This window comes from Methylobacterium sp. 285MFTsu5.1 (assembly GCF_000383455.1).
Taxonomy (GTDB): Bacteria; Pseudomonadota; Alphaproteobacteria; order Rhizobiales; family Beijerinckiaceae; genus Methylobacterium.
Window position 1 is genome coordinate 33772 of sequence record NZ_KB911294.1, and the last position, 24763, is coordinate 58534.

Annotated in this window: 21 protein-coding genes and 2 riboswitches; of the genes, 14 read left to right on the forward strand and 7 right to left on the reverse strand. The window is 73.3% G+C overall.

From position 1 onward, the window contains the following. Positions 1-69: 69 nt before the first annotated feature. The gene (locus tag H288_RS0126090; protein ID WP_026605306.1) at positions 70-327 is read right to left on the reverse strand and encodes a hypothetical protein; all 258 of its coding nucleotides are present in this window, start codon (positions 325-327) and stop codon (positions 70-72) included. 188 nt (positions 328-515) lie between these two features. Continuing rightward, positions 516-851 carry an ethyl tert-butyl ether degradation EthD gene (locus H288_RS0126095; protein WP_020095523.1) on the reverse strand — a complete coding sequence of 112 codons (336 nt, stop codon included), beginning with the start codon at positions 849-851 and terminating at the stop codon, positions 516-518. Positions 852-1047: 196 nt separating this feature from the next. Continuing rightward, a riboswitch (glycine riboswitch) is annotated at positions 1048-1150 on the forward strand. 3 nt (positions 1151-1153) lie between these two features. Continuing rightward, positions 1154-1263: riboswitch (glycine riboswitch) on the forward strand. A gap of 65 nt (positions 1264-1328) precedes the next feature. Here H288_RS0126095 and H288_RS0126100 point away from each other — a divergent pair. The 6 genes from H288_RS0126100 to H288_RS0126125 all read left to right on the forward strand — a co-directional run bounded on the left by H288_RS0126100 (position 1329) and on the right by H288_RS0126125 (position 8686). Beyond that, entirely contained in the window at positions 1329-2591 is a 1263-nt protein-coding gene (locus tag H288_RS0126100) for a D-amino acid dehydrogenase (protein WP_020095524.1), read from the forward strand. 154 nt (positions 2592-2745) lie between these two features. Further along, positions 2746-3885 (forward strand): pyridoxal-phosphate dependent enzyme, encoded by a 1140-nt coding sequence (locus tag H288_RS0126105; protein WP_020095525.1) that lies wholly within the window; start codon positions 2746-2748, stop codon positions 3883-3885. A gap of 48 nt (positions 3886-3933) precedes the next feature. Further along, positions 3934-5055 carry a DSD1 family PLP-dependent enzyme gene (locus tag H288_RS0126110; RefSeq protein ID WP_020095526.1) on the forward strand — a complete coding sequence of 374 codons (1122 nt, stop codon included), beginning with the start codon at positions 3934-3936 and terminating at the stop codon, positions 5053-5055. A gap of 125 nt (positions 5056-5180) precedes the next feature. Beyond that, entirely contained in the window at positions 5181-6119 is a 939-nt protein-coding gene (locus tag H288_RS0126115; RefSeq protein ID WP_020095527.1) for an ornithine cyclodeaminase family protein, read from the forward strand. A 44-nt stretch (positions 6120-6163) separates the two neighbouring features. Next, positions 6164-6952 carry a precorrin-6A synthase (deacetylating) gene (cobF, locus tag H288_RS0126120; RefSeq protein WP_020095528.1) on the forward strand — a complete coding sequence of 263 codons (789 nt, stop codon included), beginning with the start codon at positions 6164-6166 and terminating at the stop codon, positions 6950-6952. 9 nt (positions 6953-6961) lie between these two features. Then, positions 6962-8686, forward strand: coding sequence for a DEAD/DEAH box helicase (locus tag H288_RS0126125; protein WP_020095529.1), 1725 nt, complete (start codon positions 6962-6964; stop codon positions 8684-8686). Between the two features lie 788 nt (positions 8687-9474). Here the strand turns inward: H288_RS0126125 and H288_RS0126130 are convergent. From H288_RS0126130 to H288_RS0126140, 3 genes are all read right to left on the reverse strand, one after another. Continuing rightward, a complete protein-coding gene (locus H288_RS0126130) occupies positions 9475-10419 on the reverse strand; it encodes an alpha/beta hydrolase (protein WP_020095530.1) in 945 nt (314 codons plus the stop codon). 89 nt (positions 10420-10508) lie between these two features. Next, complete coding sequence (locus tag H288_RS0126135) at positions 10509-11642, reverse strand: hypothetical protein (RefSeq protein WP_020095531.1); 1134 nt, start codon at positions 11640-11642, stop codon at positions 10509-10511. 97 nt (positions 11643-11739) lie between these two features. After that, the gene (locus H288_RS0126140) at positions 11740-12996 is read right to left on the reverse strand and encodes a histidine kinase dimerization/phosphoacceptor domain -containing protein (RefSeq protein WP_026605307.1); all 1257 of its coding nucleotides are present in this window, start codon (positions 12994-12996) and stop codon (positions 11740-11742) included. 219 nt (positions 12997-13215) lie between these two features. Between H288_RS0126140 and H288_RS0126145 the strand changes: the two genes are divergently transcribed. The 6 genes from H288_RS0126145 to H288_RS0126170 all read left to right on the forward strand — a co-directional run bounded on the left by H288_RS0126145 (position 13216) and on the right by H288_RS0126170 (position 18952). Then, positions 13216-13479: a hypothetical protein gene (locus tag H288_RS0126145; protein ID WP_020095533.1), complete on the forward strand. Its 264-nt coding sequence runs from the start codon at positions 13216-13218 to the stop codon at positions 13477-13479. 103 nt (positions 13480-13582) lie between these two features. Further along, complete coding sequence (locus tag H288_RS0126150) at positions 13583-13813, forward strand: DUF2945 domain-containing protein (protein WP_020095534.1); 231 nt, start codon at positions 13583-13585, stop codon at positions 13811-13813. 116 nt (positions 13814-13929) lie between these two features. After that, positions 13930-14424, forward strand: coding sequence for a (2Fe-2S)-binding protein (locus tag H288_RS0126155; protein ID WP_020095535.1), 495 nt, complete (start codon positions 13930-13932; stop codon positions 14422-14424). Further along, positions 14421-15464 carry a xanthine dehydrogenase family protein subunit M gene (locus tag H288_RS0126160; RefSeq protein ID WP_020095536.1) on the forward strand — a complete coding sequence of 348 codons (1044 nt, stop codon included), beginning with the start codon at positions 14421-14423 and terminating at the stop codon, positions 15462-15464. Before H288_RS0126155 ends, H288_RS0126160 begins: the two co-directional genes overlap by 4 nt. Positions 15465-15636: 172 nt before the next feature. Beyond that, a complete protein-coding gene (locus H288_RS0126165; protein WP_020095537.1) occupies positions 15637-17901 on the forward strand; it encodes a xanthine dehydrogenase family protein molybdopterin-binding subunit in 2265 nt (754 codons plus the stop codon). Between the two features lie 115 nt (positions 17902-18016). Next, positions 18017-18952: a dihydrodipicolinate synthase family protein gene (locus H288_RS0126170; RefSeq protein ID WP_020095538.1), complete on the forward strand. Its 936-nt coding sequence runs from the start codon at positions 18017-18019 to the stop codon at positions 18950-18952. Between the two features lie 90 nt (positions 18953-19042). Here the strand turns inward: H288_RS0126170 and H288_RS0126175 are convergent, their stop codons facing one another. Together H288_RS0126175 and H288_RS0126180 are read right to left on the reverse strand one after the other, a co-directional pair. Beyond that, the gene (locus tag H288_RS0126175) at positions 19043-21472 is read right to left on the reverse strand and encodes a membrane-bound PQQ-dependent dehydrogenase, glucose/quinate/shikimate family (RefSeq protein WP_020095539.1); all 2430 of its coding nucleotides are present in this window, start codon (positions 21470-21472) and stop codon (positions 19043-19045) included. A 147-nt stretch (positions 21473-21619) separates the two neighbouring features. Continuing rightward, positions 21620-22888, reverse strand: a complete 1269-nt coding sequence (locus tag H288_RS0126180; protein WP_020095540.1) for an efflux RND transporter periplasmic adaptor subunit — start codon at positions 22886-22888, stop codon at positions 21620-21622. A gap of 205 nt (positions 22889-23093) precedes the next feature. Between H288_RS0126180 and H288_RS0126185 the strand changes: the two genes are divergently transcribed. Together H288_RS0126185 and H288_RS0126190 are read left to right on the forward strand one after the other, a co-directional pair. Then, the gene (locus H288_RS0126185; RefSeq protein WP_020095541.1) at positions 23094-24320 is read left to right on the forward strand and encodes an oxalate decarboxylase family bicupin; all 1227 of its coding nucleotides are present in this window, start codon (positions 23094-23096) and stop codon (positions 24318-24320) included. 85 nt (positions 24321-24405) lie between these two features. Next, complete coding sequence (locus H288_RS0126190; RefSeq protein ID WP_020095542.1) at positions 24406-24732, forward strand: hypothetical protein; 327 nt, start codon at positions 24406-24408, stop codon at positions 24730-24732. The last annotated feature ends 31 nt before the right edge of the window (positions 24733-24763 follow it).

Consider the following 24763-nt stretch of genomic DNA (forward strand, 5'->3'; position numbering starts at 1 on the left):
CGTGATCGCGGCGCCGGGACCTTGCACCGATACCGCGGGGAATCCAGTCCCCGGCGCCCCGCCGGAGGCTCAGACCTTCCGGGTCACCCTGGAGCCGGCATGGACCACCCGGCTGCGGCTCCGGCCCGAACTCGGGCGTCGCACCCGCACCCGCTGGCGCCAGACGAGGATGGCGCTCGCCACCCGATCGAGGACGAGCATGCACAGGCTGCCGACGATGGCGAGCACGCAGGCGGCCCCGATCAGGACGCCCCAGATCCCGGGGGCCGGGATGATCATCAGGCACAGGAGACCGAAGACGGCCGCGCCAGGTATCCACTTCGCCATCGCGCCGTCCGCCTGAACCAAGGGTGTCGCTCGGGCACAAGCTGCACCGAGACCCTTAAGAGGGTTGGTTCGACTGGTGTGTAGGCGAATAGTTTCGTCTCTAGAAGATATGAATCTGTCAGTCTCGGTTTATGTACGGTAAATACGGCGGTGAATATGGTCGGTCATCGGCGTCCCGGGACCTGATCTCAATCCACCAGCGACAAGGTCCGTCCGGCGCTGACCAGATGGTAGAAGCGGCCGTCGAACATCTGCATCACCGCCTCGGTGGCGGCGTGCGATTCCGGGCGGATCGACGAGGCGAGGCAGGCGTCCAGGGCCGCCTGGTCGGGGAAGTCCATCTCCAGGATCATGGCGATCGGCCGCGCGTCGTCGTCCTTGGAGACGAGGCGCTGGACCCGCACGGCGGTGACGCCCGGGAACCGCTGCCAGAACGGCTCCAGCTCGTCCCGGACCCGGCGGAAGAACTCCTCCTCCCGCCCGTCGCGCACCGTGCCCTCGTAGATCGCGGTCCTGGTCAGCATCGGCCGTCCCCCGGAAGTCCCCGTCAAACCCCCGGGTCAACCGCCGGCGGCGGGGATTGCTCCCCGCGATGATCCGGCAGCGCTCCGGCAGCGCTCCGGCGGTGACAACGCGCACCGGCTGTCGGCGGAATCGGCCGCCGGCGGGACGGACGGGCTTCTCCCCCGCGGCCGGTCGGCGTATTCAGGGACAGCCCATCGTGACGATGCGGGAGAGACCGGGATCTTCCCAGCAGAGGGGACCCGGCGCCGACGGAGCAACCGCCCCGGAAACTCTCAGGCACCGGAACCGTGTCGTCAGGGCGATCTGGAGAGTGGTGCAGCGGGCTGAAACCGTGGGCACCCGCCGAAGGGGACGTCCGTGCCTCGCCTCGCCAGGGCGGGTCGGATCAAGCTCTCAGGCACCGGGACAGATGGGGCGCGCAACCGGCCGACCGCTCGAGGGCGGCCTCCACGCGTCCAGTCCCGGAGTCCAAGCTCATGACCCACATCGCCGTGATCGGCGCCGGCATCACCGGCGTGACGACCGCCTACGCGCTCGCCCAGCGCGGCTACCGCGTCACCGTCCTCGATCGGCAGCGCTACGCCGCCATGGAGACCTCCTTCGCCAATGGCGGCCAGCTCTCGGCCTGCAACGCCGAGGTCTGGAACAAGCTCTCCACGGTGATGCAGGGCCTGCGCTGGATGCTGCGCCGGGACGCGCCGCTGCTGATGAATCCCAAGCCCTCCTGGCACAAGCTGTCGTGGATGGCCGAGTTCGTCCGCGAGATCGCCCATTACCGGGAGAACACCGTGGAGACGGTGCGGCTGGCGCTGAAGGCCCGGGAGGCCCTGTTCGCCATGGCCGAGGCCGAGGGGATCGACTTCGACCTGAAGACCCGCGGCATCCTGCACTTCTACCGGGACCGGGCGAGCTTCGAAAAGGCCACCGCCGTCAACGCCCTGCTGCGGGAGGGCGGCCTGGAGCGCTACGCCGTGACCCCCGAGGAGATCCAGGCGATCGAGCCGACGCTGGCCGGGCGCTACCACGGCGGCTTCTTCACGCCCTCGGACGCCACCGGCGACATCCACAAATTCACCCGCGGCCTCGCGGCCGCCTGCGCGCGCAAGGGCGTCCGCTTCGTCCAGGACGCCAGCGTCGAGACGATCGCGCCCGGGGAGGGGGGCTACGCCGTCGGCTGGCGCGAAGCGGGCCGGCCGGCCGGCGACGCGCGGTTCCTGCGGGCCGACGCGGTGGTGGTCTGCGCGGGCTGCGCCAGCCGGCACTTCGCGGCGATGCTGGGCGACCGGGTCAACGTCTACCCGGTGAAGGGCTACTCGATCACCGTGAACCTGCTGACCCCGGAGGCGCAGGCGGCGGCCCCGGAGGTGAGCATCCTCGACGAGGCGGCCAAGATCGTCACCAGCCGCCTCGGCGACGAGCGCCTGCGGGTCGCCGGCACCGCCGAGTTCAACGGCTTCAACCGCGACATCCGCCACGACCGGATCGAGCCGCTGGTCGACTGGACCCGCGAGCAGTTCCCGCGCGTCGACACCGACCGGGTGGTGGCCTGGAGCGGGCTGCGACCGATGCTGCCGACCATGCTGCCCAAGGTCGGCCGCGGCCGACTGCCCGGAATCTTCTACAACACCGGGCACGGCCATCTCGGATGGACCCTCTCGGGCGCCACCGCCGAGCTCGTCGCCGGGGCGGTCGCCGCCGAGCACGCCCCGGAGCCGACGATCCTGCCGCTCGCGGCCTGACCCGGGTCTCCGAAGGGCCCGAGGCCCTTCGGCAGGTTGTCAGGGCGGAGCCCTGACGCGCAGCGCGGCGCGCCGTCCCATCCTCGAACAGGGGGCGCGCCGTCGAAGATTATTTTGTATTCTCTTTCCGAACCACCCCGGAACCCGAGCCGCGATGCCCTCGTCTCCCGCCTATCTCGACCCCGCGACCGGGGCGACCTACCCGATCGAGACGCCGCGCTGGCGCTCCGAGACGGGCGGTCCGCTGATGATCACCGACCTGCCGGGAATCGGGCGGGCGGAGATCGACACGGGCCGGCGCTCCCTCTGGCGCTACGCCGCCGCCCTGCCGGTGGCGGTGGCCGACCCGGTCACGCTGGGCGAGGGCTGCACCCCGCTGGTGCGCCGGCCCTGGCGGGGCGGCCACGCCCATTTCAAGCTCGAGTGGTTCGCGCCCTCCGGCAGCTTCAAGGACCGGGGCGCCGCCGTGATGCTGTCGATCCTGCGCCAGCAGGGGATCGACGCGGTGCTGGAGGATTCCTCCGGGAACGGCGGCGCCGCGGTGGCGACCTACGCGGCGGCCGCCGGGATGCGGGCCAAGATCCTGGTCCCGGCCTCGACCTCGCCGGCCAAGACCGTGCAGATGCGCGCCGTCGGCGCCGAGGTCGAGCTGATCCCCGGCTCCCGCCAGGACACCGCCGACGCGGCCGTCCGGCAGGCAGACTCGATCTTCTACGCCAGCCACAACTGGCAGGCGCATTTCCTCCAGGGCACCAAGACCCTCGCCTACGAGCTGTGGGAGGATCTGGGGTTCCGCGCGCCCGACAATGTCATCATCCCCTGCGGCGCGGGCAGCAACATCCTCGGCTGCGATATCGGCTTCTCGGAGCTGCTGCGCCGGGGGGAGATCGCCCGCCTGCCGCGGCTCTACGCGGTGCAGCCGGCCCACTGCGCGCCCCTGCACGCGGGGTTCGAGGCCGGCGCGGAGGATTTCGTGCCGGTGACGCCCCGCCCGACCCTCGCGGAGGGCGCCTCGATCGCCCAGCCGGTCCGCGGCCGGGAGGTGCTGGCGGCGCTCCGCCGCTCCGGCGGCGGCACCGTGGCGGTCTCCGAGGACGCCATCGAGGCGGCCCTGATGGAGCTCGCCCGGTCGGGCCTCTACGTCGAGCCGACCTGCGCCATGGCGGCGGCGGCGCTCACCGACCTCACCGCGCGCGGCGCGATCCGGCCCGAGGAGACCACCGTGGTGGTGCTCACCGGCACCGGCATCAAGGCGACGCCGCGCATCGCCGAGCTTCTGGGCCTCGCCCCGTAACCCGGCTCCCCCCGCCACGAGATCCGCACGCGTTCAGGAGGACACACCATGCGCAACAACATCCCCGCCACCGTCGGGATGCCGGTCGAGGAGGTGGACACCCCCTGCCTGCTGGTCGACCTCGATGCCCTCGAGCGCAACGTCGACACGCTCGGACGCTTCATGAAGGCGCACGGCCTGCGCCACCGGGCGCATGCCAAGACCCACAAGTCGTCCGACATCACGGTCCTGCAGATCGAGCGGGGCGGCGCCTGCGGCGTCTGCTGCCAGAAGGTCAGCGAGGCCGAGGCGCTGGTGAGCGCCGGCATCCGCGACGTGCTGGTCTCCAACCAGGTGGTGGCGCCGAAGAAGATCGAGCGCCTCGCGGCGCTCGCCACCCGGGCGCGGGTGCTGGTCTGCGTCGACGACCTCGGCAATGTCGACGACCTCTCGGCGGCGGCGGTCCGGTACGGCGTCACCCTCGAGTGCCTCGTGGAGATCGACGTCGGCGCCGGCCGCTGCGGCGTCGCGCCGGGCGAGCCCGCTCTGGCGATCGCGAAGAAGATCGCGGGGGCGCCGGGCCTGCGCTTCGCGGGCCTGCAGGCCTACCAGGGCAAGGCCCAGCACGTGCGCGATTTCGGCGAGCGGAAGGCCCTGATCCAGACGGCGATCGACGAGACGAAGCGCACCGTCGACCTGCTCAAGGCCGAGGGGCTCGACTGCGCCATCGTGGCGGGGGCCGGCACCGGCAGCTTCGCCATGGAGGGCGGCAGCGGCGTCTACAACGAGCTGCAATGCGGCTCCTACGTCTTCATGGACGCGGACTACCAGCGGGTGAAGGACGCGGACGGGCGGCCGATCGCGGAGTTCGAGAACAGCCTGTTCATCTACACGGCGATCATGAGCAAGGCGAAGGCGGACGTCGCGATCTGCGATGCCGGCCTGAAGGCGCAGAGCATCGACAGCGGCCTGCCGGTGGTCTTCGGCCGGGACGACGTCGAGTACGTCAAGTGCTCGGACGAGCACGGGGTGATCAGCGATCCCGGCAACGTGCTGAAGCTCAACGAGCGCCTGAAACTGATCCCCGGCCATTGCGACCCGACGGTCAACGTCTACGACTGGTACGTGGGCGTGCGGAACGGCCGCGTCGAGGCGATCTGGCCGGTCACCGCCCGCGGCATGACGTTGTAACGGGATTCCGAAGGGCCGAGGCCCTTCGGCGGGGCGTCGGGGCGGCGCCTCGACATCGGGCTCCGCCCGATACCCGCGAAAGGTCTCGACCTTTCGAAACCATGACTCGGGAGGTCCCTGAATCCATGCGCTTCATCTCCGAGGAGGACTCCGCCGCCCTGGTCGATCACGCCATGGCGTTCGACGCGGCCCGCGCGGCGCTGATCGCCGCGGTGGCGCCGGGGACCACCCTGTTCCCGGCGGTGCTCGGCCACGGCTCGGAGCCGACCAACCGGTTCTCGATCAAGTCGGGCTCCACGGCGGACTATGCCGGCCTGAAGGTCGGCTCGTTCTGGCCCGGCAATCCCGATCGGGGCCTGCCGCGGCACAATTCGGTGATCCTGCTGTTCGACCAAGCCGTCGGCCGGGTCGACACGGTGATCGAGGCCGGGCGGGTGAACGCCTACCGGACCGCCGCCGCCGACGCGGTGGCGGCGAGCGTCCTGGCGCGGCCGGACTCGGCGGTGCTGGCGGTGTTCGGGGCCGGCAACCAGGCCGAGTTCGAGTGCGCGGCGCTCGCCCGGGTCCTGCCGATCCGGACGGTGCTGGTCGTCGCCCGGGACGCCGCCAAGGTCGCGGGCTTTGCCGAGCGCCTGGCGGGGCAGGGGGCGTCCGGGCTCGACGTGCGGGCGGCCGCGCCCCGGGAGGCCTGCGCGGCGGCCGACGTGATCGTCACGGCGACGCCGGCCCGCGCGCCGCTGTTCGAGGCCGACTGGGTCCGCCCCGGCACGCACGTCGCCGCCATGGGGGCGGACGCGAAGGGCAAGCAGGAGCTGCCCCCCGCCCTGCTGGAGCGGGCGGCCCTGTTCTGCGACCTGCCGGAGCAGTCGCGCACCATCGGCGAGTTCCAGCACGCCTCCGCGGACGCCCAGGCCGGAATGCGGGCGCTCGGCGACGTGCTCCGGAGCGGGGAGGGGGGCCGGACGGATCCGGAGGCGATCACCGTGTTCGATTCCTCCGGCATCGCCCTGCAGGACCTGACCATCGCCCGGGCGATCCTCGCCAAAGCCGACGCGCGCCTGTAGGGGGAGGGCCGGCGCCGGCCCTCCCCGCCCCGGCGGAGGACGGCATGCAGGACAGGCAGATCCGGGTCATCGGCATCGGCACGGGCGATCCCGAGCACTTGACCCTCCAGGCGGTGCGGGCGCTCGCCGACGTCGACGCGGTGTTCCTCCTTGACAAGCGCGCCGAGACCGCCGACCTCGTCGAGATCCGCCGCCGGATCTGCGCGGCCCATATCGCCAAGCCACACCGGTTCGTCACCGTCGAGGACCCGCCCCGGGAGCGCCGCCCGGCCGATTACGGGCGCACGGTCGAGGCCTGGCACGCGGCCCGGGCCGAGCGGCTGGAGGCGGCCTTCGCGGCCCATCTCGGGGCCGGGGAGGTGGGGGCGATCCTGGCCTGGGGGGACCCGGCCCTCTACGACAGCGTCCTGCGCATCCTCGACCACATCCTGGCCCGCGGGCGCGTGCCGTTCCGGCGCCTCGTCGTGCCCGGGCTGTCCAGCGTGCAGGTCCTCGCCGCCCGCCACGGCGTCCCGCTGAACGGCATCGGCGGGTCGGTGCTGATCACCACCGGCCGGCGCCTCGCCGCGGGGTGGCCGGCGGAGGCGGAGAGCGTCGTGGTGATGCTCGACGGCGACCCGGCCTTCGCGCATCTCGACCCGGACCTGACGATCCACTGGGGCGCCTATCTCGGCAGCCCGGACGAGATCCTGGTCTCGGGCCGGCTGGGCGACGCGGGCGACGAGATCCGCCGGGTCCGCGCCGAGGCCCGGGCCCGGCACGGCTGGATCATGGACATCTACCTGCTGCGCCGTGACCGCGCCGCCACGGACAGGGCCGGCGCGGCCGGCTAGACCGCCGCCATGCTGCGCCTGCGGGACTACCAGCGCGCCAGCCTCGACGCGCTCTCGGCCGCCTGGGCGCGGGGAGGGGCGGACGACGCGGCGCCCGGCCACCTGATCGTGCTGCCCACCGGGGCGGGCAAGGCGCTCGTGATCGCGGCGCTGGCCCGGGAAACCCTTGAGGAGAACCCCCTCGCCCGGGTGGCGATCGTCACCCACAGCCGCGAGCTGGTCGCCCAGAATTTCTCCGAGCTGACCCGGTCCTGGCCGGGGGCGCCGGCCGGGATCTTCTCGGCCGGGCTCCGGCGGCGGGAGGCCGAGGCGCAGGTGCTGGTCTGCGGCATCCAGTCGGTGGCCGACCGGCTCGACACGGTGGGCCCGCGCGACCTCGTGATCGTCGACGAGGCCCACCTGATCCCCCGCGCCGCCGATACCCGCTACGGCCGCTTCCTGGCTGGCCTGCGCGCGCGGACCCCCGGGCTGCGGGTGGCGGGCTTCACGGCCACGCCCTACCGGCTCGATTCGGGCCGGCTCGACGAAGGCGAGCACCGGCTGTTCTCCGGCATCGCCTACGAGGCCGACACGTTCACGCTGATCCGGCGCGGCTTCCTGGCGCCCCTCGTCTCCAAGGCGACCCTCACCCAGCTCGACGTCTCGGGCGTCGGCCGGCGCGGGGGCGACTACATCCCGGGCGAGCTGGAGGCGGCGGTCAACCGCGACTGGATCACCCGGGCGGCGGTCGCGGAGCTCGCGGAGTACGGGCGTGCCCGCCGGGCCTGGCTCGCCTTCTGCGCCGGCCTCGCCCACGCGGAGGCCGTGCGCGACGCGGTGCGGGCGGAAGGGTATTCCTGCGAGAGCGTCTCGGGCGAGACACCCCGCCGGGAGCGCGACCGGATCGTGGCGGCGTTCCGGGCGGGAAAAATCCGCTGCCTGACCTCGGTGGGCGTGCTCGGGACCGGTTTCAACGTGCCCGAGGTCGATCTCGTGGCGCTGCTGCGCCCGACCCGCAGCACCGGCCTCTACGTGCAGCAGGTCGGCCGGGCGCTGCGCTGCGCGCCCGGCAAGGCCGACGCGCTGATCCTCGATTACGCCGGTCTGGTGCGGATGCACGGGCCCGTGGACGCCGTGACGGTCCGGAGCGCCACCCAGGGACTGGGCGGGGCAGGGGCCCCGCGCGCCAAGCCCTGCCCCGGCTGCGGCGCCCTGATCGCGCTGAACGCCTCCACCTGCGAGGCGTGCTGGACCGAGCCGGAGGCGGACCCGGACGCCGAGGCCCCGCACGAGGCCGCCGCCGACGACGAGCTGGCGATCCTCTCGGCGGATCCCGGGCTGCCCGGTCCCGAGCCGGCGGGCCCTGCCCCGGTGGCGGAGGCCGGCGGGCAGGAGGCTGCTCGGCAGGAGGCCGCCTGGCATCCGGTCACGGCCCTGAAGCTCGAGGCCGCACCCGACGGGCTCGACCTCGTCCTCGGCTGGCGGGACGGCCCCGCCGAGGCTGCGTGGCGCGTCCGCCTGCGGCCCGAGCGCAGCGGCTACGAGCGGGAGAAGGCGGTGTCCTGGTGGCGCGGCCTCGGCGGCGGCCGGGACGCGCCAATGAGCGCCGCGGAATTCCTGGAGCGCGCCGCGCTCCTGGCCCGGCCGGCCTCGATCCGGATCCGGCCGGGCCGGCTGTCGGAGCATATCGACTGTCGGACCCGGGATGGCCGGATCCTCGGCGACGTGCGCCGCCTGGGCGGGCGCGCCGCGTGAGGCGGCGCGAGTCGCGGCGGGGAGGGGGCTCGGACCGCCCTCGCCCGATCCGGATGCCGCCGAGCCGAGCGGGCCTCGACGCCGGGCCGCACCGCCCGGATCCGGAGGCGGCCGGAGACGAGCTCCCATCCGGGCTCGCAGCCGGCCACTCACAGCGGCTCAGCCGGCGGACCACCCCTCACCCAGCCCGATTTTCTCCCTGCATTCCATAATATATCTTATGCGAACAAGGCAGCAGCTGTGGGGGCTGGGTTGTCGGGTGCTGGGCGCCTCGACCTGGAGGCCGCGCGGTTGGATCAGGGCTGCTGATCGGACGTCAGGTCGAGGCCGCAGGGTTGAAAGGCCGTGCGCCGCCGCCGGGCATGTTCGGCTCCGACCCGGGCCGCGACGTGCCCGTCGTCGCGCGCGACGCGGCGTGATCGCCACGGCGGGCGCGGGGACGAAGGGGCCGACGGGCGCCGAAGTCCGACGCTCCCGGGCAGGGCGGTCGGGTCAGGGGCCGGAGGCCCCTCCCCGCGGCGGACGGACTGGAACGACGCACGGCCGAGCGCTGCCGCGGCGCTCCGGCTAGCTCAGCGTCGCGCGCGGTGGCTGCCCGGCTCTTCGGGCCTGGCCGCCCGCGAACCCGGCGGCGATCTCCGACGCGCCCGGCGCGGTCCTGTCCGCGCGGGCGAGGGCACCTGCGCGTCCGGCCGGGCTCACCGGTCCCCTGCCCTACCGGTCTGACGGCTCCCGAGCCGGATGGCCAACCCGGCGGGGCCATCCAGGCCGGCGGTGCGCGCACCGCGTCAGCGCATCACCGACACGCTGGTCAGCCAGAGCCGGCAGAGCCGCGGCCAGAGGGCGACCGGCGCCTCCGACCGGCCGATCCCGAAACCGTGGCCGCCGACCGCGAAGCGGTGGTACTCGACCGGTACGCCCGCTTCGCGGCAGGCCGCGTCCAGGATGCGGCTGTGCTCCGGGCTGATGACCGCGTCGTCGTCCGCCTGCACGAGGAACAGTGTCGGGCAACCGGACCGGATATGGGTCTGGAGCGACCAGTCCCGGCTCGCCGCCGGGCTCGGGGTCTCGCCGACGAGGGACCGCCGGGTGGTCGTGCGGTCGTAGGGCGGCTCCAGGCTCACCACGGGGTAGATCAGCGTCGCGAAGTCGGGCCGCGCCGACAGGTCGTCGGCCGCGTCGACGGGGTCGTAGGCCCGGAACGCGGAGCGCGCGGCGATGAGGCCGCCGAGGTGCCCGCCGGCGGAGAAGCCGAGCACGCCGACGCGGGCCGGGTCGATCCGGAAGCGCGCGGCCGCGGCGCGGATCAGGCGCAGGGCCCGCTGCCCGTCCTGGAGCGGCGCCAGGGGGCCCGCCGCCCAGCCCTCGCCCGGTAGGCGGTAGGTGAGCACGAAGGCCGTGATACCCTGCGCGGCGAGCCAGAGCGCGGCGGGGAGCGCCTCCTTGACCATCCCGATCCGGGCGTAGCCGCCACCGCCGGCGACGAGGACCGCCACGCCGGTCGGCGTCTCCGGGGCGTACACCTCCAGGACCGGCACGGCGACGTTCTTCACGGCGCCGCTGTCGTCGCGGACCGGCGGACCCTGAGGACCGCCGCCGCCCGGCGGCTCCCCCGGCCAGAGCGGGATCCGCTCCGGTGCCCCGACGGCGTCGGCCCCCCGCGCGGACAGGACGGCCGAACCCGCGGCCAGGGTGAGGAGCAGAGAGCGGCGGTCGGGCACGAAACCGGGCATGGGCCCCCTCGCGACGGGCGCGGTCCCGTGCGGCCCGGTAGGCAAGACCGCCGTGCCGGATCGGTTCCCGGTGGGGCGCCGGTCCGGGTCTACAGGACCCGCGGCAGCAGCCGGCCGAGGAGATCCCGCCCCGGGAACCGGACCGGCGGCATCCGCAGGTCCGGCGCCGGCTCATCGCCGGGGATCGGCCCCTCGGCGAAGCGGGCCCCGGCGGACCAGAACCCGTCCCGCCGCGTGCCGATCATGCCGAGCCCGACGGGTTCCCGCGCCGCGTCGGGGCGCAGCCGTCCCGCCGCCCAGACGCGCTGCCAGCACCGGCGCCGCGACAGGTCGGCGTCCCGCCAGCCCAGCCGCGCGTAGCCGGCCGCCGCGAAGACCCGGTCCCCGGCGAAGTCCTCCGGAATCCAAACCCAGCTCGAGAACACGTGGACCGTGTCGGCGCGGAAGCCGGCCGGGTTCACCGCCCGCGTGTAGGCGCTCAGAGCCTTCGCCCGGTGCCGGCCGACATGCCGGCGCAGGCGCCCCGGGAGCGCCAGCGCCTCCGGGAAGGCGGCGGCGTCGAGGCGGGTCGGTGCCGCGCCGCGCTCCAGCGCGTAGACGCTGTCCACGAGGTGCATCCAGGGTTCGAGATCGACCTCCCAGGCCTGCTCCACCGGCGCGAACCGGCGGACCCGTCCCGCGATCAGCCGGTCGGCGACGCGCCGGGCGGGCTCGGGAACCCAGTCCGGCCCGGCCTCGGTCACGCGGAGCAGCGTCGCGGGCCCGTGCGCACGGACCGCCTCGGCCAGGCGGGCGAAATCGGCCTCGGGCTCGTCGCGGCCGACCTTGCGCACCAGGATCTTCGACCCGTCGGCGAGCTCGTCCAGCAGCTTGCGCTTGAGATGGGCCAGCCGGCCGTACTCCCGCTCCAGCAGCACCTCCGGCTCGATCGAGCCGGCCGGGTGCCCAGTATTCGCCCAGATGTTGTAGGCGACGCTGTGGCAGTAATAGGTGCCGCCGGAACTCACGGAGAGCCGCAGGTCGCCCGGCACGCCGAAATCCGCGAAGCCGCAGCGCAGGCCGCGGATCAGGTCCTCCATCGGCGTGTAGGAGAAGCGCAGCAGGCCGGAAGGCTCGACCCCGCCGTAGCGCTGCACGAACCCGAACTCGCAATTGTCGCCGAGGCTCCGAAAGGCGTGGAGCCGTTCGGCGAGGAGCGCCGCCGTCGTCCTGTTCTCGGTCACTGCATCCGCTCTGTCTCGCCGCGCCCGTCGCACCTCGATCGCGGCGGGGTAGGGCCATTGTCCAGTCCCCGCCCCGTCGTCGGGGCGCGCCCCACGCTCAGCCGGCCGGGGGCGCCTCCGGGGTTACCTCCAGGGGCACTTCCAGGCGGAAGCAGGCGCCCTTCTCTCGGGCCGGGATCGTCAGGCTGCCGCCGAGCTGGCGCGTGAGGCTGCCGACCACCCGCATGCCCAGGCTCTTCGAGCTGCGCCCGATCTCGAACCCCGCCGGAAGGCCGATCCCGTCGTCGGCAACCTCGACCACGAGCCCCTCCGGCCGCCGCTCGGCGCGGACCCGGATCTCGCCGCCCGCCGGGTGCGTCTCGGTCGGGTAGGCGTATTTCAGCGCGTTGGTGACGAGTTCGTTGACCAGGAGGCCGATGGGAATCGCCCGGTCGGCCGAGATCCGCTGCGGGCAGGCCGTGCAGGTAAGCCGCTGACCCGGCACGCCGCTGGCGAGGTTGGCCACCAGCTTCTCCAGGAAGGGCGCGAGGTCGAGCTCGCCCGGCACCCCCTCCCCTTCACCCTCTACCTTGTCACCTTGCCGCCAGAGCTGGTCGTGCACGCCCGCGATCGCCTCGACGCGGCTGCGCGCGTCCGACAGAGCCGCCTGAACGGCGGGTTCCTCGGCGGCCCGGGCCTGCAGGGCCAGGAGGCTCGCCACGATGGCGAGGCTGTTCTTGACCCGGTGGCTCATCTCGCGGGCGAGCAGGTCCTGCCGGGCGAGGGCGGCCCGCAGCAGGCTCTCGGTGCGCTGGCGCTCGATGGCGCCGCCGAGCAGGTTGGCGAAGCCCTGCATGAAGGCGATGTCGGCCTCCGCGAACATGCCCTCGCGGGTGTCGTCCACCTCCAGCACCCCGAAGGCGCCGTCTCGGTTCTCGATCAGCACGTTGATCGCCCGGCGGATGCCGTGCTCGGCCATGAGCTGCGGCGTGCGGAACCGGGTCTCGTCGGCGAGGTGGTTGGAGATCACAGGCCGGCCGGTCTTGAGGGCGAATCCGGCCGGGGAGGCGAGATCGGCCCCGATCCGGGCCTTGCCGATCACGTCGGGCCCCCAGCCGACACCGGCCCGGACCAGCAGGGTGTCGGCGCCGCGCCGATATTCCAGGGCCTTGCAGAACTCGGCGCCCATGCCCTGCGCGCACAGTTCCGCGGCCCGCTGCAGCAGGTGGTCGACGTCGGTGCCGCGCAAGGCCTCGACACCGAACTCCGACAGGATCGCCTGCTGGCGCAGGCGATAGTCGAGATCGGGCGGCGCGGGCGCGCGGCGCGGCTCGGGGCTCGGTTCCACTTCGGTCTGGTCGGTCTGCGGAGTCATGGAGGGCGGCAGGGTAGCAGGAAGGTGGCCCCGGCGCGAAGCGTCGTCGCCCGGAGGAGCGCACGCGTCCTCGCACCCGTCGCCGCGAGTGTCGTCGTACGTGTCGTCGCACGTGTCGTCGCACCCCGGCGGCCGCCCGGACCCCCCGGCCCCGTACGGCGTTCGTCCGTCGAGCACGCTTCGACGAATGCGTGGAGAAACGCGCGGAGGAACGCACGCATGGCCGACGACCTGAACGGACTCTCCGACAAGGCCCTCTCGATCCTCGCCTTCGCGGCCTATCACCGGCTCGTCAGCGGCGAGACGGTCACCTCGGTGATCCGCCGTGACGGCGCCGGCCACGAGGCCGACCCGGAGGGCGTGAAGGAGCTGGAGGGGCGCGGCCTCGTCACCGCCGGCGAGAGCGCCATCGACCTCGGCGAGACCGCGCAGGCGGCGGTCGAGACGATGGTCACCGCCCTGCGCCGGGAGGTCGGCCGCTGAGTGCGGCATCCCGGCCGTGGAAACCCGGGAACGCGCCCGCCGCCGGGCGCCTTTCCCCGCATCCACGCCCTCATTCACGCTCATATCCACGATGGAGACGCGCATGACCGCCAAGTCGAAGGTGAAGACCGGGGACGACGTCACCTACAAATGGGGCAAGGGCACCGTCTCGGGTGAGGTGACCAAGGTCCACACGCGGGACGTGGAGAAGACCATCAAGGGCAACACGGTGAAGCGCGAAGCCTCAAAGGCCGAGCCCGCCCTCGAGATCAAGACCGCCAAGGGCAAGACCGTGCTGAAATCGGCCTCTGAGGTCCGGGTCAAGTCGGCGTAAGCGCGCAACCTTCGCGTGCCGTGATCTTGCGCACATCGCTTTCTGCTTAAGGTCTCGCCGGAAGCGGGGCGGCGGCTATCTGTAACGGTTCCAGCCTTGGAAGCCGGGACCCCCGCATGACCATTCCCCTCAGGCTCACCCTGAACGGGCAGCCGCGCGAGATCGCCCTCGACGATCCGCGCGTCACCCTCCTCGATCTCCTGCGCGAGCGCCTCGGTCTGACGGGCGCCAAGAAGGGCTGCGACCGCGGCCAGTGCGGCGCCTGCACGGTCCTGGTGGACGGGCGCCGGATCAACAGCTGCCTGACCCTCGCCGCGAGCCTCGACGGCGCCGAGGTGCTGACCATCGAGGGGCTCGCCGAGGGCGACCGGCTGCACCCGGTCCAGGCGGCCTTCATCGCCCATGACGGCTTCCAGTGCGGCTTCTGCACGCCGGGCCAGATCATGAGCGCGGTCGGCCTGATCCGCGAGGGCCAGGCCGGGACCGATCCGGAGCGCATCCGCGAGGGCATGAGCGGCAATCTCTGCCGCTGCGGCGCCTACGCGGGGATCCTGGACGCCGTGCAGGACGCGGCCGCCCGGACCTCGGAGCAGCGGGAGGACGCGGCGTGAGGACCTTCGACTACATCCGCCCCGCGAGCGTGCCCGAGGCCGTGGCGGCCGGCCAGCAGCCGGGCACCGCCTTCCTCGCCGCCGGCACCAACCTCGTCGACCTGATGAAGGGCGGTGTCGCCACCCCGGAGCGGGTCGTCGACATCACCCGCCTCCCCGGCCTCTCGGCCATCGAGCGGCTGCCGGACGGCACCGCCCGGGTCGGGGCCCTGGTCCGCAACAGCGACCTCGCCCACGACCCGGCCTTCGCCAAGGCCTACCCGATGGTGGCCGAGGCCCTGCTGGCCGGCGCCTCGGCGCAGCTGCGCAACGCCGCCACGGTCGGCGGCAACCTGATGCAGCGCACCCGCTGCCAGTACTTCACCGACGCGGTCTCGCCCTGCAACAAGCGCGCGCCCGGCTCCGGCTGCGCGGCCCTGGGGCACGCCACCCGCATCCACGCGGTCCAGGGCTGGAGCGAGCACTGCATCGCCACCCACCCGTCCGACTTCTGCGTGCCGCTCGCCGCCCTCGACGCGGTGGTCGAGATCGCCGGGCCGGACGGTGCCCGGGAGGTGCCGCTCACCGCGTTCCACCACCTTCCCGGCGACCACCCGGAGCGGGAGACCGAGCTGCGGGCCGGCGAGCTGATCACCGCCCTGCGCCTGCCCCCCGAGGCGGCCGCGTTCCGGGGCAATGCCCGCTACCTCAAGGTCCGCGATCGCACCTCCTACGCCTTCGCGGTGGTCTCGGCGGCGGCCGCCCTCACCCTGGAGGCCGGAGGCCGGATCGGCCAGGCCCGGCTCGCCCTGGGAGGGCTGGCGCTCAAGCCCTGGCGGGTGGCGGAGGCTGAAGCCGCGCTCGCCGGGCAGGCACCCTCCCCCGAGGCTTTCGCGAAGGCCGCCGAGGCCGCGCTCGCCGGCGCCAAGCCCACCGGTGAGGCCAACGCCTTCAAGGTCGAGCTCGCCCGCCGGGTGGCGATCCGCGCGCTGACCCAGGCCGCCGCGGGCACGCCCGCACGGATCCCGGCCCTCCCCGCCTCCCCGTTCGGCATCGTCTGACCCTGCCCCCGGTCGGCGGCTCCAGGGCCGTCTTTGCGAGCGGAGCGAAGCAACCCAGGCGGCGCCACGATGCCCGGTGTCGCGCTGCCCTGGGTCACTTCGCTGCGCTCGTGATGACGGAGCGGGTCACCGCAACCGAAGGCTTCAACCGGAACCCTTTGAGGAGACCCGCATGACCGCGACCTCCACGCCCGCCTCGAATCTCCCCGCCGGCGCGATCCGGCACGGCTCCAGCATCGGCCAGCCGCTGACCCGGCGCGACGGCCCGCTCAAGGTGACGGGCCAGGCCCGCTTCTCCGCCGACAACCTGCCGCCCGGAACCCTCCACGCGGCGCTCTGCGTCGCCCGGATCGCCCGCGGACGCGTCACCGGCCTCGACGTGGCCGCCGCGGAGGCGCATCCCGGCGTCGTCGCGGTGATGCGGCCGGGGCACGCCCCGACGCTCGCCAAGGACCCGGACGCCAAGGACGGGCCGTTCACGTTCCGCCTCGACCTCCTGCAGAACGACCGCGTCCGCTACGCCAACCAGCCCATCGCCGTGGTGATCGCCGAGACCCTGGAGGCGGCCACCGAGGGCGCCCGGCTGCTCGCCCCGACCTACGCGGCCGAGACGCCGCGGATCGGGCTCGATTCCGGCGAGGCCTTCACACCGGATTCGGTCGGCGTCGGCGCGCCGCCCGTCGAGACGGACGGCGACGTCGAGGCCGGACTCGCGGCCGCGTCCAAGACGATCGCCGCCACCTACGAGACGCCGGCCCAGTATCACAACGCCATGGAGCCCCACGCGGCGGTGGCGAGCTGGGACGGGGACCGGCTGACGCTGTTCATGCCGACCCAGGCGCTCGCCATGTCGCAGGCAAGGCTCGCCGGGCTGTTCGGCATCGGCCCCGACGACATCCACATCGAGAGCCCCTATCTCGGCGGCGGCTTCGGCTCGAAGGGCGTCCCCGCCGGGCCGCAGGTGCTCGCCTGCATGGCGGCGAAGCTCGTCGGCCGGCCGGTGAAACTCGTCCCGACCCGGACCCAGATGTACGGCCCGATGGGCCATCGCGGACCGACCCGGCAGACCCTCCGGCTCGGCGCCGACGCCTCCGGCAAGCTGACGGCCCTCGACCACCACATCCGCACCGCCTCGTCGAGCTTCGACGACTTCTTCGAGCCGGCGGGCCGGGCGACCAGCACCCTGTACGCGAGCCCGGCCATCGCCATCCGGCACGAGGCCGTGCGCCTCGACACCGGCACGCCGCTGTTCATGCGCGCGCCCGGCGAGGCGTCCGGCAGCGTCGCCCTGGAGAGCGCGCTGGACGAGATGGCCCACGAACTCGGCATGGACCCGCTGGAGTTCCGGCTCGCCAACTACGCCGAGGTCGAGCCGATCACCGGCAAGCCGTTCTCCTCGAAGGCCCTGCGGGACTGCTACCGGCGCGGCGCCGAGGCCTTCGGCTGGGTCGGTCGCCCGCTGCAGCCCCGCCAGACCCGCGACCGGGACGGGTTCCTGGTCGGCACCGGCATGGGCACCGCTACCTTCCCGGCGCTGATCTTCGAGGGGATGGCCCGGGCCGAGATCCGCGCCGACGGCACCGGCACGGTGGAGCTCGGGGCGATCGACATGGGCCAGGGCTCGTGGACGGCGCTCGCCCAGATCGCCGCCGACGGCCTCGGGATCGGGATGGACGCCCTCACCTTCCGGATGGGCTCGTCAGACCTGCCGAATGCCGGCATCGCGGGCGGCTCGGGCCACACCGCCACGGCGGGCGGCGCGGTCCACGCGGCGGCCGGCGACGTGATCCGGCAGCTCGCGGAGCTCGCCACCAACGACCCCGCCTCCCCGCTCTACGGCGCCGGCAATGCCGGCGTGACCGCCGCGGGCGGGCGTCTGACCCGGCGCGACGACCCGGGCCGGAGCGAGTCCTTCACCGACATCCTCCGGCGGGCCGGCCGGTCGCGCATCGAGGGCCAGGGCAAGGCCGGCGCCGACCCGGCCGCGCAGGCCTCCTACGCCATGCACGCCCACGGCGCGGTCTTCGCCGAGGTGAAGGTCGATCCCGATCTCGGCCAGATCCGCGTGAGCCGCCTCGTCGGCGCCTTCGCGGCGGGCCGGGTGATCAACCCGCGCCTCGTCCAGAGCCAGTATTACGGCGGGATGATCTGGGGCCTGTCCTTCGCCCTGCACGAGCGGGCCGAGATGGACCCGCGCACCGGCCGCTTCCTCAACGACAACCTCGCCGAGTACCACGTGCCGGTGAACGCCGACGTGCCCGCCATGGAGGCGATCCTGGTCCACGAGGACGACGCGGTGGTGAACAACCTGGGCGTGAAGGGGGTCGGCGAGATCGGCATCACCGGCACGGTGGGCGCCATCGCCAACGCGGTCTGGCACGCCACCGGCGTGCGGGTCCGCGAGATGCCGATCACCCTCGACAAGCTGCTGGGCTGATCCAGCGCTCCGGTCGCGTGGAACCGGTCCCGGGCGCGTCGCGCCGCCCGGGTTTTTTTAGTATGGGGCATGCCACCCGGCGGCCGGCGGCCGCCGCAGCAGCGCGGAGACCGGCATGCCCCTCACCAGCGACATCGGCGGCGTCGTCCCGATCGCGCCGACCCCGTTCCATCCGGACGGCCGGATCGACGAGGTCTCCCTCGACCGGATGACCGACTTCTTCGGGGCGGCCGGCGTCGACGGCCTGACGATCCTCGGCCAGCTCGGCGAGGCCGGCAAGCTCGACCACGCGGAGGGAATCGCCGTGGCGCGGCGCGTCCTCGGGCGCACACGGCTGCCGGTGATCGTCGGGGTCACGGCGCCGGGCTTCGCGGCCATGCGGTCGCTCGCCCGGGAGGTGATGGAGCTGGGCGCGGCCGGGGTGATGATCGCGCCGCCCAACACGCTCCGCACCGACGACCAAGTGGTCGGCTATTTTCGGAATGCCGCCGAGGCCGTGGGCCCGGACGTGCCCTTCGTGCTTCAGGACTATCCCCTCACCTTCTCGGTCCAGATGACCCCCGGCGTGATCCGCCGGATCGTGTCGGAGAACCCCTCCTGCGTGATGCTCAAGCACGAGGACTGGCCGGGACTAGAGAAGATCTCGACGCTGCGCGGCTTCGAGGCGGACGGCTCGATGCGCCACATCTCCATCCTGGTCGGCAACGGCGGCCTGTTCCTCGATTTCGAGACCGAGCGCGGCGCCGACGGGGCCAATACCGGCTACGCCTTCCCGGAGATGCTGGTCGACGTGGTCCGCCTCGGCCGGGCCGGCGAGCGTGATGCCGCCCACGACCTGTTCGACGCCCACCTCCCCTATCTCCGCTACGAGCAGCAGCAGGGCCCGCTGGGGCTCGCGGTCCGCAAATACGTGTTCATGCGCCGGGGGATCTTCTCGTCCGACGCGCAGCGCAAGCCGTCGCAGGCGCTGACCGCGCAGGCGAAGGCCGAGGTCGAGTACCTGCTGGCCCGCCTCGCCCGCACCGACGCGCGGGCCCGGCTCGCGGCCTAGACCGCCCCCGCCGCGCCCTGCCCCGGCCGGAAGGCCGGGGCCCTCGCTCAACCCGCCGCGGCTGCCGGGTTGCGTCCGGCGCGCGACGGCTCACTCGAGCCTGTAGGCGATGACCGAATCGCCCGGCGTGGTTCCGAGCGAGCCGTGCCCGCCCGCTGCGATCACCACGTACTGCCGGCCGTCCCGGCCGCGATAGGTCATCGGGGTGGCCTGGCCGCCGGCCGGCAATGTCGTGGTCCACAGGACCTCGCCGGTCTGCATGTCGTAGCCGCGGATGCGGTCGTCGAGCGTGGCGGCCGTGAACGCGACGCCGCCCGCCGTGGTCAGGGTGCCGCCGTGGGCCAGCATGCCCATCTCCAGGGGAAGCGGGACGGCCAGACCGCCGACCTTCTGCCCCGCGACCGTGCCGTTGCGGCGCTTCCAGGCGACGGTGCCGTCGGCGAGATTCACGCCGACGCGCACGCCCCAGGGCGGCGCGCTGCAGGGGATGCCGAGGGCGGAGCGCATGTGCGCGATCGAGATCGCGTAGCGGCCGCCGAGATTCTCGTTGACCGGGCTCGCCTCGGGATCGGCACCGAGGAGGCGCCTCTCCGGCTCGCCCGGGGGGCGCGGGAGCAGGCGGTAGATGTAGGGCAGGTATTGCGGCGTCGCGATCATCCAGTGATGGACCGGATCGACCGCCACCGACCCCCAGTTGAACACCCCGATATTGCCGGGCCAGACGATCGCGCCCTCCGACGCCTGGGGCGGCGTGAACGGGTTGCCGTCGTAGCGATTCGACCGGAAGGCGAGGCGGCACTGGATCTGGTCGAAGGGCGTGACGCCCCACATGCCGGCCTCCGTCAGCGGCGCCGGCGTGAAGCGGAGGGACGACATCGGCTGGACCGGGGACGGCGTCTCCCCCGGGATGTCGGTCCGGGTCGAGACCGGAACCTCGGAGACCGGTCGGACCGGGGCGCCGGTGCGGCGGTCGAGGACCCAGACGTTGCCGACCTTGGTGGGGATCAGGATCGCCGGCACCGTCCCCTCGCCCTGCGGCAGGGTGAGGAGGACCGGCTGGGACGGGTTATCGCGGTCCCACAGGTCGTGATACGCGGTCCGGAACGCCCAGCGCAGCGCGCCCGTCTCCAGATCCAGCGCCGCCAGGGCGTCGATGAGGGCCTCGTCCGCCTTCGACCGGGCCACGCCCACCTGATCGGGCGCCCGGTTGCCGAACGGCACGTAGACGAGCCCCAGCGCCTCGTCGGCCGAGAACTGCGTCCAGGCCACCGCCGAGTTGGGCTCGTACGACTCGCCGGGCCGCAGCGGCGCGGTCGCGTCGGGCTTGCCGGCGTCGAACTTCCAGACGATCGCGCCGGTGCGTACGTCGAAGGCGCGGATCACGCCCGAGGGGTTGTCCGCGTAGTAGTTGTCGGCGATCGCGCTGCCGAGGACGATGAGGTTCCGGGTCACCAGCGGCGCCGAGGTCTGCTGATAGGCGGCGCGCCGGAGGTTCGGCATCTGCGCCTTCAGGTCGACGAACCCGTCCGCCCCGAAGGTCCTGCACGGGGCGCCGGTCTCGGCGTTCAGCGCGTAGAGGCGGGCGTCGACCGAGGCCGCGATGATCCGGCGCGGGCACTCGGCGATCGCGGCCGCGACGGCGGCGGCCCGGTCGGCGTCGGTCTCGGCGGGTGGCGCGTAGCCGGCCGAGTCGTTGTAGGACACGCCGCGGCAGGTCTGGTGCTGGTACTGGCCGTCCCGCGCCATCTTCGGGTCGAAGGCCCAGACCAGCCGGCCGGTCTCGGGCTCCAGGGCCTGGACGATGTTGTGCGGCGTGCAGAGGTAGAGCAGCCCGTTCACCTTGATCGGCGTGGCCTCGAAGGTGAATTCCTTCGGATCCGCCCGGCTGTCGCCGCGCAGGTCGCCGGTATGGTGCTCCCAGGCCACGGCGAGGCCCCGGACATTGGCGGTGCCGATATCCGCCAGAGCCGAGTAGCGCTGGCCGAGATTGGTGCCGCCATAGGCGACCCAGTCGTCGGCCGGATAGGGAACGCCGCTCGGATCGACGGCGGCCGGCCCCGCCCCCGCGACCTTCGGCAGGCTGCCCCGCGTCTCGACCGGGTCGACGAACCAGGACGCGGCGCCCGAGGCCGCGATCAGCAGGACGACGACCCGGAGGGCGAGCGGACCGTTCCCGAGGCCGGGCGTCCAGGGCCGTTCGGGCGCGTCGCACAGGCGCCGCACCACGGAGGGCAGGCAGAGCACGAGCCCGACGAGGAGGAGCAGGCCCCCGCGCGGGATCCATTGCCACTTGTCGAATCCGACCTCGCCGAGCGTCCACACGAAGGCCGCCGCCAGCACCAGGGCGTAGATCCGGAGGCCGTTCTGGCGTCGCCGGACCAGCTCGACGCCGGAGACCAGCACGCCCAAGCCCAGGGCGACGTAGAACCAGGACCCGCCCGCGAGGGCCAGTGTCAGACCGAAGCTCGCGAGGGCGAGGCCAAGCAGCGCGATCGACAGCGCTATCGTTCCGAGTGCCACGGCGGTGGTATCCGCTTCCTGAGCCGGCCGGTCACGGCGGCGCCGGAAGCTGAGCCCCCACGGTGCCGCCGCATGCCCGACGGCTTATCGCCGCCGTAGCTGTCCCAAGGCTGGACAAGGCTGGACAAGGCTGCCGGGCGCCGCCGCTCACGCTCCGGCCCGGTCCTCCGGACGCAGGGTGACCCGGTCGCCGTCGCGCAGCGAGGCCGGCGGGCCCACGACGACGCGCTCGCCGCCGTTCAGACCGTCGCGCAGCTCCAGGAGCGTGCGGGTCTGGCGGAAGATCGTGACGGGGCGCATCCGCACCACGCCGCCCCCGTCCCCGGCCGCCTCGACCACGGCCACGCGGGTCCCGTGCTGGTCGAAGATCAGCGCGTCGTTCGGCACCGTCACGGCGGGCGAGACCCGCGGGATCTCCAGCGTGATCGTGATGTAGAGTCCCGGCCGCAGCGCCCCGTCGGGGTTGGGGATGTCGACCTGCGTGACCAGCGTGCGCGCGGCCGAGAGCAGCGTCGTCGACGAGCGCGAGACCGTGCCGGGGAAGATCCGGCCCGGGATCTGCGCCACCTCGACCGTGGCGGCCAGCCCGTCGCGGACGCCGTCGGCGGCGTAGAGCGGCACGTTCACCGCCATGCGCAGCACGTCGTCCCGGTTCAGCGTGAGGAGCGGCGCCCCCGTATTCGTGTCCGCCGTGACCGCGTCGCCGACGTCGTTGTTGCGGGCCGTCACCACCCCGTCGAAGGGCGCGCGGATCTCCTCGAAGCCGGTCAGGACCTTGAGCCGGGCGACCTGCGCCTCCTGGGCGGCGATGTTGGCCTCCGCGACCTTCACGGCGGCCCTGGCGGCGTCGACGTTGGCGGTCTGCGCCAGCACCCCGGCCTGGGAGGTGTCGGCGTTCTGCCGGGTCTCGACCCCGGTGCCGGCGAGCGTCGAGGTCCGCCGGTTGGTCACGTCGGCGAGGTGGCGGTTGGCCTCGGCCTGATCCACCATCGCCCGCGCCTGGATCAGTGCCGCCTGGAGCTGCAGCACCTGCGACTGGGCCTGGACCAGCTGCTGGTCGAGGTCGGGCGCGCTGATCCGGAACAGCAGGTCGCCCGCCTTCACGTGCGAGCCGATATCGACCTTGCGCTCGACGATGTAGCCGGTCGCCCGCGGGTAGAGGTTCGCGATGTCGAACGCCTGGGTGGTGCCCGTCTGGGTCAGGCTCAGGGTGTCGGAGGCCCGGGCCGCGGCGGCGACCCGCACGGTCGGCGGCTTCGCCTCGGCGGCGGGCGGACTCGCTGCGCGCGACGCGTCCGGCCACAGGCGGTATCCGAGGACGCCGAGGCCCGCCAGCGCCAGCAGGGCGAGCCACCGGCGGCCGCCGCGGGCGGGCGGGACGGTTCCGTCCGTGGCTGAACTGTCCCGGTCCGCCATCCTCGCCCTCGGGTCGCGCCGCGCCTGAACCGCCGCCTCGGCGCCCGGCCGGGACGCGTGCGGTGCCGTATTCAATGCGCCGTCTTCAATGCATAGACCGCGCGCGGGCTCCGGGCGAGATGCCGCAGCGCACAGCCCGGCCCGCCCGCGGATCCTCCGAGCACGCGACCGGTTTCCCTGCCACCGACTCAGGGACCGATCCACGATGACCGAGATCTCCAGGCGCGCCGTCATCGCAGCCGCCGGCGGCGCGATGGCGGCATCCTCCGCCGCGGCGCAATCCGCCGGGCCGGCCGCGCCCCGCCCCGAGCGCGGCGGCAAGGGCGCCGACATCCTGGGCCCGCAGAACCGGCCCCGCGCCGCCGAGGAGCCGTTCACCCTGGCGCCGCCCGCCACCGACCACGGCACCATGCCGAACCTGAAATGGTCCTTCGCGGACAGCCACATGCGGCTGGAGGAGGGCGGCTGGGCGCGCCAGACCACGATCCGCGAGCTGCCGGTCTCCAAGGCCATGGCCGGGGTCAACATGCGGCTCAAGGCCGGCGCGGTCCGCGAGATGCACTGGCACAAGGAATCCGAGTGGGCCTACATGATCAAGGGCAAGGCCCGGATCACCGCGGTCGACCAGGACGGGCGCACCTTCGCGGACGATGTCGGCGCGGGCGACCTCTGGTACTTCCCGGGCGGCATCCCGCACGCCATCCAGGGACTCGCCGCCGACGGGATCGACGGGTGCGAGTTCCTGCTCGTCTTCGACGACGGCGGTTTCTCGGAGGATTCCACCTTCCTGCTCACCGACTGGCTGGCCCACACGCCCCGGGACGTGCTCGCCAAGAATTTCGGCCTGCCCGAGAGCGCCTTCGCCAGGATCCCCGAGAAGGAGCTCTACATCTTCCCCGGCCCGAAACCCGGCCCGCTCGCGGCCGACAGGATGGGCGGCTCCGGGCCGGTGCCGAAGACCTTCAGCCACCGTATGCTGGCACAGGAGCCGGTCCGCACCCGGGGCGGCAGCGTGCGCATCACCGATTCCACGGTGTTCCCGGCGTCCGTGACGATCGCGGCGGCCCTGGTCGAGGTCGAGCCCGGGGGGCTGCGCGAGCTGCACTGGCACCCGAACAGCGACGAGTGGCAGTACTACCTCTCCGGCCAGGGCCGGATGACGGTGTTCGGCTCGGAATCGAAGGCCCGCACCTTCGACTACCGGGCCGGCGACGTCGGCTACGTGCCCTTCGCCATGGGGCACTACATCGAGAATACCGGCGACACGACCCTGACATTCCTGGAGATGTTCAAGAGCTCGCGCTACGCCGACATCTCCCTGACGCAGTGGCTGGCCCTGACTCCGCACCCCCTGGTTCAGGCCCATACCGGGCTGGATCCCGAGCGCCTTGAGGCCCTGCCGGAGACGAAGTCCCCCGTTGTGCCGGGTTGACGCGCCCGGGAACCCGGACCGATCCTGGCGCGTCGACTCGCACAAGCGTTTCCGAAACCCGCTCGACTCTCGCACGGAGGGACCCATGCGTGCCGCGTCCCGCGCGCTCCTCGCCCTGGCGCTCGCCCTCCCGGCGGGCTCCGCCTCGGCGCAGGTGCAGCAGAACGACCCGAATGCCGCCAACGCCTCATTCGCCCTGCAGGGCCAGATCCGGTCGCTCAACCAGCAACGGGTCTCGGACTTCAACACGCTGAACCAGACGTTCCAGCGCAACGTCCAGGCCGATTCCTTCGGGCCCTACCTGCCCTATCGGGGTGTCCGCGGGGATGTGTACCGGGGCCGCCATATCGGTCGCAACGGGATCGTGCGGCGGGGCGGCGGCCTCAACACGAGCGTCTGCACCGGCTGCTGACATCGGCCTCCGCGCCGCCGGGATATCCGCG

Coding starts and splice junctions, on each gene's coding strand:
- H288_RS0126140 (WP_026605307.1), bottom strand. CDS start 12,996: ATGACTCCGCAGACCGACCAGACCGAAGTGGAACCGAGCCCCGAGCCG.
- H288_RS0126170 (WP_020095538.1), top strand. CDS start 18,017: ATGCCCCTCACCAGCGACATCGGCGGCGTCGTCCCGATCGCGCCGACC.
- H288_RS0126090 (WP_026605306.1), bottom strand. CDS start 327: ATGGCGAAGTGGATACCTGGCGCGGCCGTCTTCGGTCTCCTGTGCCTG.
- H288_RS0126125 (WP_020095529.1), top strand. CDS start 6,962: ATGCTGCGCCTGCGGGACTACCAGCGCGCCAGCCTCGACGCGCTCTCG.
- H288_RS0126110 (WP_020095526.1), top strand. CDS start 3,934: ATGCGCAACAACATCCCCGCCACCGTCGGGATGCCGGTCGAGGAGGTG.
- H288_RS0126100 (WP_020095524.1), top strand. CDS start 1,329: ATGACCCACATCGCCGTGATCGGCGCCGGCATCACCGGCGTGACGACC.
- H288_RS0126190 (WP_020095542.1), top strand. CDS start 24,406: ATGCGTGCCGCGTCCCGCGCGCTCCTCGCCCTGGCGCTCGCCCTCCCG.
- H288_RS0126115 (WP_020095527.1), top strand. CDS start 5,181: ATGCGCTTCATCTCCGAGGAGGACTCCGCCGCCCTGGTCGATCACGCC.
- H288_RS0126165 (WP_020095537.1), top strand. CDS start 15,637: ATGACCGCGACCTCCACGCCCGCCTCGAATCTCCCCGCCGGCGCGATC.
- cobF (WP_020095528.1), top strand. CDS start 6,164: ATGCAGGACAGGCAGATCCGGGTCATCGGCATCGGCACGGGCGATCCC.
- H288_RS0126150 (WP_020095534.1), top strand. CDS start 13,583: ATGACCGCCAAGTCGAAGGTGAAGACCGGGGACGACGTCACCTACAAA.
- H288_RS0126095 (WP_020095523.1), bottom strand. CDS start 851: ATGCTGACCAGGACCGCGATCTACGAGGGCACGGTGCGCGACGGGCGG.
- H288_RS0126180 (WP_020095540.1), bottom strand. CDS start 22,888: ATGGCGGACCGGGACAGTTCAGCCACGGACGGAACCGTCCCGCCCGCC.
- H288_RS0126185 (WP_020095541.1), top strand. CDS start 23,094: ATGACCGAGATCTCCAGGCGCGCCGTCATCGCAGCCGCCGGCGGCGCG.
- H288_RS0126105 (WP_020095525.1), top strand. CDS start 2,746: ATGCCCTCGTCTCCCGCCTATCTCGACCCCGCGACCGGGGCGACCTAC.
- H288_RS0126145 (WP_020095533.1), top strand. CDS start 13,216: ATGGCCGACGACCTGAACGGACTCTCCGACAAGGCCCTCTCGATCCTC.
- H288_RS0126155 (WP_020095535.1), top strand. CDS start 13,930: ATGACCATTCCCCTCAGGCTCACCCTGAACGGGCAGCCGCGCGAGATC.
- H288_RS0126130 (WP_020095530.1), bottom strand. CDS start 10,419: ATGCCCGGTTTCGTGCCCGACCGCCGCTCTCTGCTCCTCACCCTGGCC.